At 55.7% G+C, this 8,293-nt stretch carries 9 protein-coding genes; 3 read left to right on the top strand and 6 right to left on the bottom strand.

Features of this window, described 5'->3' with window-relative positions; translation table 11 throughout:
* Nucleotides 1-100: 100 nt before the first annotated feature.
* From EQG79_RS30325 to EQG79_RS30305, 6 genes are all read right to left on the bottom strand, one after another.
* Entirely contained in the window at nucleotides 101-898 is a 798-nt protein-coding gene (locus EQG79_RS30325; protein ID WP_129606944.1) for a DUF7192 family protein, read from the bottom strand.
* Nucleotides 895-1,239 carry a hypothetical protein gene (locus tag EQG79_RS30320; protein ID WP_129606942.1) on the bottom strand — a complete coding sequence of 115 codons (345 nt, stop codon included), beginning with the start codon at nucleotides 1,237-1,239 and terminating at the stop codon, nucleotides 895-897. Before EQG79_RS30320 ends, EQG79_RS30325 begins: the two co-directional genes overlap by 4 nt.
* Nucleotides 1,240-1,417: 178 nt before the next feature.
* Nucleotides 1,418-2,191, bottom strand: a complete 774-nt coding sequence (locus EQG79_RS30315) for a DUF7192 family protein (protein WP_129606939.1) — start codon at nucleotides 2,189-2,191, stop codon at nucleotides 1,418-1,420.
* A gap of 50 nt (nucleotides 2,192-2,241) precedes the next feature.
* Complete coding sequence (locus EQG79_RS30310; RefSeq protein ID WP_129606937.1) at nucleotides 2,242-4,044, bottom strand: AAA family ATPase; 1,803 nt, start codon at nucleotides 4,042-4,044, stop codon at nucleotides 2,242-2,244.
* A gap of 12 nt (nucleotides 4,045-4,056) precedes the next feature.
* Complete coding sequence (locus EQG79_RS31525; RefSeq protein WP_262708648.1) at nucleotides 4,057-4,191, bottom strand: hypothetical protein; 135 nt, start codon at nucleotides 4,189-4,191, stop codon at nucleotides 4,057-4,059.
* 20 nt (nucleotides 4,192-4,211) lie between these two features.
* Entirely contained in the window at nucleotides 4,212-4,535 is a 324-nt protein-coding gene (locus EQG79_RS30305) for a hypothetical protein (RefSeq protein WP_129606935.1), read from the bottom strand.
* Between the two features lie 1,751 nt (nucleotides 4,536-6,286).
* Here EQG79_RS30305 and EQG79_RS30300 point away from each other — a divergent pair.
* Genes EQG79_RS30300 through EQG79_RS30290 form a run of 3 tightly spaced genes read left to right on the top strand, consistent with a single transcriptional unit; the run spans nucleotide 6,287 to nucleotide 8,291 of the window.
* A complete protein-coding gene (locus tag EQG79_RS30300) occupies nucleotides 6,287-6,886 on the top strand; it encodes a ParB N-terminal domain-containing protein (protein WP_129606933.1) in 600 nt (199 codons plus the stop codon).
* Between the two features lie 21 nt (nucleotides 6,887-6,907).
* Entirely contained in the window at nucleotides 6,908-7,570 is a 663-nt protein-coding gene (locus tag EQG79_RS30295) for a hypothetical protein (RefSeq protein ID WP_129606931.1), read from the top strand.
* Nucleotides 7,539-8,291 carry a DNA-methyltransferase gene (locus EQG79_RS30290; protein WP_129606929.1) on the top strand — a complete coding sequence of 251 codons (753 nt, stop codon included), beginning with the start codon at nucleotides 7,539-7,541 and terminating at the stop codon, nucleotides 8,289-8,291. Before EQG79_RS30295 ends, EQG79_RS30290 begins: the two co-directional genes overlap by 32 nt.
* Nucleotides 8,292-8,293: the final 2 nt, after the last annotated feature.

The raw sequence follows: 8,293 nt of genomic DNA, 5'->3' as shown, positions 1-8,293 counted from the left end.
GGGCGATTCCACGCCGGGCGATTCCACCGCACCGGCGGACCGGCCGGGCGCGTCTGAGTGTGGGGTATTGTGGTCAGTCATGGGTAAAAATTGGTTGAGGTTACAGTAAGAAGTTTAAGCCAAGCAAATCCATCATCCAGGGTAAATCGGCTCCCTGCCAGGCCTGGGCGTTCGTGCGTTTGTAGAGGTTCTGATAATACAGCGTCGGGATAGTAATACGGTCGGGGTGCTGGTCGAGGCCGAACTCGGGGAACCAATCGGGGCACCAGCCGGAACCGAACTGATCAAAGCGGTTTTTATACAGCTCGGACATCACTTTGTTATTCATCAACAGGGCGGCCATCTGGCCCAGGTCGAGGGGCTGGTCGTGTTCTTTGAGCCGCAGCCCGCAAATATTGACCTCCGGCCGCCGGTCGCTGACCAGCGTAGACAGCATCGACACCCGGCAGCGGTACCCGGCCAGTTCGAGCCGGTCGATTAAATCGACCGACAGCCCAAACCAGCGCATTACGGCATAATCAGTCGTGTTATGGGGCCTGCCGTCCATAATAATTACGTCGATGAGCCGCACCGGCCGCTCCGCGTTAAAGTGCACCATGCACTCGGGCTCCCCCGTCACGTAGCGGCCCACGTCCACGAACGAACCGGCCACGTCGTAGCCCGGACTATCGTACTGGGCCGGGGGCCGTAGATCGGGCAGCGACGCCCGCAGGGCCAGGTAGCGGTCGAGCGTTACGGGGTCGCCGTAGCGGGCCAGGTCGGCCAGGTGGGGGGCCATTTTGGCAAATTCAATGAAGGCCTCGACGTTCCGGAACAGCCCCCGCTCGATGATTTTTTTCTCGCGCAGGGGCTGCAAAAACATGGCCGCCCTTCGTTCTTTTGGGGTTTGTCGTTTCATGCAGATTTGGGTTTAGCCGGTAGCACCGGCACGTAGAAATACTCCTGCCGCTGATGGTCGTAATGAGCCACGAACAAAGACCCGTGCCGGGTCGGTCGCCAGACGGGAACCAATCGGCCGATGAGTTCGCTCAGCGCGGCCGTTAAGCCCGTGGCGTAGAGCCACACGTCCTCCCCGTGGATAAGGAGGTTTAAGGCCTGGTAGTAGGTTACCAGGTTAACCCGGCCAGTTTTGCGTTCCCAGTCGTAAGACAGGAAAATAGGCCCCGAGTTGGGGGGGAGGTCGTGCCGTTCGGCAAACAGGCAGAACGCCTGACGAACGGGGGGGGTCTGGGTTGCCATGGTAAAACGTGCCCGTCAGCGGTTCGGATAGAAAACCGCTGACGGGGAGGTGGGTAATGGATAAATGAGCGATTGGTCATAAAGGCCGCTGCAAGTCGATCGCCCGCCCGGATGAGTACACATATAGCCGGGCGGGCGTTGAGGGCTGAGCGGTCACGTTTGGGGCCTAAAACGGGGGCTATAGAAGTAGGTGCCCGAGGTTAATGGCCCGTAGGTAATCGGTCGTATTTCGGAAATACTCCCGTTCGTAGGATTTATAAAACCAAATCGACGGAAAATAAAGCCGGTCGGTCTGGGCAATATCGGCACTCCCGGCCGCCCGATCGACGGGGGCGCAACGACACATCGACGGAAAGGCGTACAAAAGGATATTCGTAAAAAAGTGGGCGTTTAGCATGACGGCGGCAAATTGCGCCATGTTTAGCGGCTGGTCCGCCCGCTTGAATGGGATCTGGAGCCGTTGCCGGTAGTGTTCTGCCGGACTGAAAAAGTCGATGGTCAAATTCACCTCGCAACGCGTTCCGGATAGTTCGAGCCGGTCGATAGCATCGAGCATTAAGCCGAAATAGTGAAATACGGTCTGTTCAGAACTGCCCTCCGGATAGCCCAGGGTCGCGTTGATGGTCACGATTTGGGCCGGTTGGTAGTTGATAAAATCAGCCATGCACTCGGGTTCTCCGGTCACGTAGCGGCCCACGTCCACGAACGAACCGGCCACGCTATAACCCAGATCAGGCAGCGGGGGGGCGGTTAGTTGCAGGTGGTTACGGTAGGCCAAAAACCGGGCTAGTGTGTCCGGGTCGCCCTGCCGGGCCAGTTGGGCAAATTTTACCCGTTTAACATCATGGTCAGCCCCGGACCGTAGTATTACGGCCTCCAGATCGTGGGTGCCTAAATCGTTACAGGTCAGCAAATAGGGGTTAGAAACTAGTTTTTTCTTTCGTTTAGCCATGGTAGGAAGGCCCGCTCCGGATCGAGCGGGCCGGTTTAGGGTGGGGGTAATTACCAGGTATAGCGGGCGAACGTTTGCCGTATCCGGGCTGTTATGGCCGCGTCATTTCCTTTGATCAGGAGGCCTTCGCACACCTCGGCGGGGTCCATCCCGGCCGCGATACATTTAGCCCCGTAGATCGACGCTCGGGGGCTGATAATAACCCGTTCCCCGGTTAGTTCGGCCCGTACTTGTTGGACAAATTCAGTCCATTTTGACGCCCCGGTTATGGCCGTCTCCAGGGCTTCATCATACGGCATATTGACGTAGAAAAACCGATCCAGAAACGCCCCGTCTAAGGGGTTCCGGCCGACGTATTGCACATTAGCCCCGGTTCCGTAGGTATTGGCAGCGGCCACACAAATAAAGTCCGGGTGTTGGTCTACCATCCCGTCAGCAAATGAGCAGAACCCGTTCGAGAGGGCCGCGTTGAGCACGGCCAATACGTTGGGGTTCCCAGCGTCCACTTCATCCAGTAGAAACACCCCGCCGTTCTGGTAGGCCTCCCGGAAAATGGTTGTAACGTACCCCCCGGTGGCCGACATATAGCCCAGGAGTTTACTTTCGGGCGTTTGGGCGCAAACCGACTGCGCGTAAAACGGTAGGCCCAGGGCCTTACTCACTTGCTTGCATAAGGTCGATTTGCCCGAACCGGCCGGGCCGACCAAAAAGGCCGGGATACGTTGCGCAGCCAGGCCTAACACTTTCTTAAAAGCCGGGTGCACGGCTCCCTCCAGTTGCACGGCCGGTAGTTCATTGATCTTAATTTCTACCCGGTTTACCGGCCCGCCGGTAGGGGTGCCCTGGGCGGCTGTTAGCCGTTTTTCCACCTCGGCCATTTGGGTTGCTACGGCCTCGGCTATCATGGCCGCGACTTGAACGGGGTCAACGGTGCCAGTTAACCGGCTCAATACCCTGGCCAAATCAGCGGCCACGTCGGCCGTATTGGCCGAAACCCCAACGGGGGCCGGTTGCGGGGTCGGTTGCGCTGGCTCAGCCGGGGCCGGTTGCGGGGTCGGTTGAGCGGGGGCCGGTTTGGGTTGCGGAGCCGGTTGAGCGGGGGCACCGGCCGCGCCCTGTTTTACGGTTGGTTTGAGTTGTACGGCCGGTTTAGGGGCCGGATCAGTGAAGCGGTTCAAATGCCGGATCAGTACCCGGCGGGCGTTCTCGTTAGCTAGTTTAGCCTCGGCAATGCCGATGGCCAGACAGATTTGTTTAAACGTCTTACAATCCCCGATTGGGGCCGCTGGATCGGCCTTTTTTACGGCCGCGACATAATCAAACGCGCTATTGTAGGCCTGTGGATCGGGCCACACGGTCAAGTTCACCTCCCCCGGTTCGGTTTCCACTTGGGTAGGTGGTAGAAGTACTTTAATAGACGGTTTAGGTTGCGGGGCCGGGGTCGGCTCAGCGGGGGCCGGAGTTGGCTCAACGGGGGCCGGGTCGGCGGCTTGATCAGCGGCTTGATCAGCGGCCTTTTTGGCCAGCAACCAAGCCCCGAAGGCCTCCGAAAATTCATCCTCGCCCTCCTCCGTATCCGGAAAATCGACCCGTTTGGGGGCCTTACCAGGACCGGCCGGTTTAACCGGGGCCGGGGCCGATTTGGGGGCCGTCAGCGGCTCGAACGTTTCGCTGGTAACATCCGCGAAATTATGCAACCCGTCCGGGTTTTTGGCGGCCTGTGGCGTGTTGGCCACGAACAAAATGTATTTTGATCCGGCCCGCTGGAAATCGGCCAAATAGACCGTTTTTCCGTTCATTTTGAACGCATCACCGATAGACAGAGAAGAAAGGAAGTCGATTTTGTTTTGCATGGTAGTAAGTATCTAATAGGTTGGTTGATTGAAATAGTAGGCTACCATTTGGATAGCCACGTAGAGGTAATACAGGCCGATCGCGGCCCATACAACCCGCCCGGCCACTTTGGAAGCGGCCAGGCGTTCTGCGATTGTTTCGAGCATTTGGGTAAATGGTTTTTTGGTTATTTGCCCAAATGGTTAAAACGATTCATGGCTGCAATTCCGGCCGGATCAGTGGCCGAAATTTGGCCCCGTTGTACGGCCGTAATGGCTTCGACCCGAACGGCGCAAGCGGCCGTTTGCAACTCATCGAGTAAACCCTCGTCAACAATCAGCGATTTTAACCGGGCCAGACCCGGATTAGTAGGGGGTAAGGTTTCCCCCCGGAGGGTTAGGGCGATGGCTTCGGCCCGTAAATCGGCCATTATCGAGCGTATCTCGGCCTTATCGGCCGCGCTCAATACGTAGCGGTTTAGCCGCCCGGTGATCATGTGTAACTGATTCATGTTTTTACAATTTGGTTTGCCGTTTCGGCCTTTTGGCTTCATCGGGTAGGGCGCACACCCTACTACGGCGCAACAGGTCAACCTAAACCAGTACGGTAGCGGCCCGGACCTGTTGCGGAACGAACCGGGGCGATTAAATCGACTTGACCAAACCAGTACGGTAGCGGTCCCGATTCGCCGGGTTCGTTAGTTTGTTTGTTTTGAGTGCCCCCCGGTTAGTAGTCTACCGTCCAGCACTGGTAAGGCGTCTATTTGAGCCTCGTCAATCAGCGGTCACGAGCCGCCCCTTTTAGGGTTTCGTTGATCAGCGTCCTACGGTTTCCCGCACGTGTACCTCCCCAGTAAACCGGGGCCAGCACACAAGGAGAAGGTTAGTTTTGTCTTCGGTCCGGAACCATTCTACCGTCTGTCCGATGTCGGGCCACCTACAACCCGGTTTGGCATATGTCACCCGCTGAAGGCCTCGCCTTGTTCGCGTTCATTATATGCCGGTATTCGTGTAATTCGTTTGTTCGTGTTATACATTCTATATAGCAACATTAAGACCAACATTAACGGAAATGTTAATAACATACACGAACATTTAAAATTCTTTGTTAAGTACTATTACGAACAATGTTGCTATCAAATAAGTACAAATGTTATTAACATTGTTGTTAATGTTGCTAACATGTTATTATTATACTGTGTATGTAATTCTACACTCGTTCCACACTATTGTGGAAAAGTTGTAGAATATATTCCCCACTTTATACTGCCGTATCTAGTTTGGCACGGTCCTAATTATGGCCTAATGTACCCCGGTTGCATCCGATCTACCTACTTGTCCTGATTGCTGACTGTATCCACTTACCTAGCATGTGCTGTCTATAGGTAGCTGAATAGGTAGATAGGGTAGTGTTGCAGTATGGCGCTATACATAGGCATAGCCGCTTACCAATAGAGTAGGAGCGTACAAGGCTCATATCTGCCCCACAATCGTTTATTTGGATAGTATCAATGCTTACTATCTACCTACCTACATTGTCTACCATACGCTACCCTATACGCTTATAGCTGTATTGCCCTACCTAGTGCTATGTCATACCCCTACCGTACCTACTATTACTACTTATCCCACTCCGCAGACAATCTATAAAAGGCTATTGCTGTCTCCCCAGACCACCCTACCACCCCCACCCCAGACCACCCTACCCCCACATACTACATGCTACTACTGTCTCCCCACTACATACTATACCCCACTACACTAGTACTCTATACATATACTATACTATATATGTGCATACTGTCATACTATACCCTCCCATATACCTTCGGTATATATATACCTCACTCTATACCCCACTACATACACATACTATGCCCTCTGTGCTCATCCCGTCTGCCGACCTCCGCCCGCTCCGCTCATGCCCAGATCAGTTTGCTACGCGTACCAAGACCCCCCTATACACCCCTTTCGCAGACTGTCTGTGCCCGCTCCCTTTACCCTGTGCGTAAAATCCACAAAAAGGGTTTTCTGGGGTATCATTTCCCATTTGGGATAAATCCATAAAAAGGCTGTTTTAGTACTCCCCTCAACGGGTAGAGTATTCCCCCGTATCTCCCTCGATACTACCCTCGTGTCTCCTCATCGCTTCGTTGCTATTCCCTCTAACGCGTTGCTCCCCTGCGGTTTGGTCCTATAGGTTATCGTGTCATGTTTGGCTATTTGTTGCTATCATTGCGTAAATGTTATTAACATTTGACGTATGCAGCACAAACCCAAATTCCGGCCCTTTACGCTGTTCATTCCCGAAGAACTGAATATGCTCCCCCGGATCAACTCGAACGATCTCCAGGACTTACAGGGCGACCTCAAAGATTTGAGTCTGCCCAACTACAAACGCCTGCGCAAGTCGATCAAGCAATTTGGGTTCATGGTCCCCCTCTTCGTGTGGTTTGATCCAGCGGACGGCCAGGCTTATACGTTGGATGGCAACCAGCGCCTGCGCTTTGTCAGGCACGAATACCCCGAAGGGGTTGATCTGCCTTACGTGCCGATCGCGGCCCTCGACGCCTTCGATGCCAAGGCGCGAATCCTGGCCATCAGCTCCCAGTACGGGGAGGTCACCAAGGACGGTTTCGACGAGTTCGTAGCGCAGATGCCACCGGAGTTTCACGATTTCGTCACGGACCTAACCACCTTCGGCAGCTTCCTCGACCAGATTCCCGAAGCCCTGCCGGCCGAAGAGCCAGCCGAGGAGGTCGAACAAGTAAAGGTTGTCGTCACCTGCCGCCACGAGCTCCACCGCGAACAGCTCATAAACTGGCTGCTGAGCGAGGAGGGCTACGTTTTCGCAATCGAGTAACCGTGCTTTCCGCTTTTATCCATGGCTAAGAAAATCAAGAACAAAGTGCTCGAAGCGGACCTGGAGCAGGTTCCCGAGCCGGAAGTCATTCAACCCCCGCCCGAACCCGCCCGGCGGATGGGCCGCCCCCAGGTCGCGTTCGACGAAAAGCTGATCGAGAACATGCTCCGGGGCGGATCGAGCGGGGTAGACATTGCCGAGGCCTACGGCTGCGACCGGGGCACTCTCTACCGCTGGGTCGAACGAACCAAGGGCATCAGCTTCGACACCTGGAGCCGCCAGTGTAAGGCCGCCAGCCGCCACCTCCTGCGGGTCACTCAGCTAAAAGTAGCCATGGGCTACTCCGACGAGAAAACGGAGGTTGAGTTCCAGGTTGACGCCAAAACCGGCAAAAAGACGGAGGTAAAGCGCAAAACGACGGTCCTCCACCACCCGCCCAATGCGGCCATGCTCATTTTCCTGGGCAAGAACAACCTGGGCCAGTCCGATATGCCAGAGCCCGCCGATGGGGCAGGCAAGTTTGGCCAGATACCCGACTACCGGATGGTAGGCGACGAGGAGGAAGGCGAGGAAAAACCGGCCCTGGGTGCGGGCCACGACGACGATTTCGCAAACGACCCGAGCGGCAACTACGCCGATCGCTTTAACGACGATGACGACGAGGAGTACCCAGAAGATGAGTAAGTACCTGCCCACCGATCAACGCCCCGGTATCATTTACCATGGCGATTGCAACCACCTATTAGCCGAGCTGCCTGACGGCTGTATCGACCTGTGCCTGACCGATCCGCCCTACGGCATCAATTTTAAATCCAAAGTAAAACGGGTAGCCAAGTTTAAACGGCCAGGTTTCCGCAAAATCGCCAACGACAAAACCCCGTACACGGTCTGGCTGGCCGATCTGTACCGGGTTATGGCCCCCGGCGGCCGGTTAATCTGTTTCTACCGTTGGGACGTGCAGGAGCAATTTGCCGAGGCCATCCGGGCCGCTGGCTTCAAACTAAAGGATCAACTGATCTGGGACAAAATGGCCCACGGTACGGGTGATCTGAAGGGCGGCTTTGGCTCCCAGCATGAACTCATGTTTTACGCCGTCAAGGGCCGCTACACCTGGAAAGGCAAGCGGCCCAAGACGGTATTCCGGCACATGAAGGTCAACAGCCAGAACCTCACCCACCCCAACGAAAAGCCCCTGGCCCTGCTCGACGATCTGATTGGTTGCTGCTCGACGCCCGGCGAGACGGTAGGCGACCTGTTCGGCGGCTCCTACAAAACCCTGCAGGCGGCCCTGCTCATGGGGCGTAAGTGCGTGACCAGCGAGCTCGGGGATGTCGAGCACCAGAACGGCCTGGCCCGGCTCCAAAAAACCAATCTGCAGACCCGTATCCAACTGATCAGCGCCTAACC

Origin of the sequence: Spirosoma sordidisoli (assembly GCF_004138325.1) — a bacterium.
In the GTDB taxonomy this organism is placed as follows: domain Bacteria; phylum Bacteroidota; class Bacteroidia; order Cytophagales; family Spirosomataceae; genus Spirosoma; species Spirosoma sordidisoli.
Note: the sequence above shows the minus strand (reverse complement) of the source record. Positions and strands in the feature narration are given on the sequence as shown.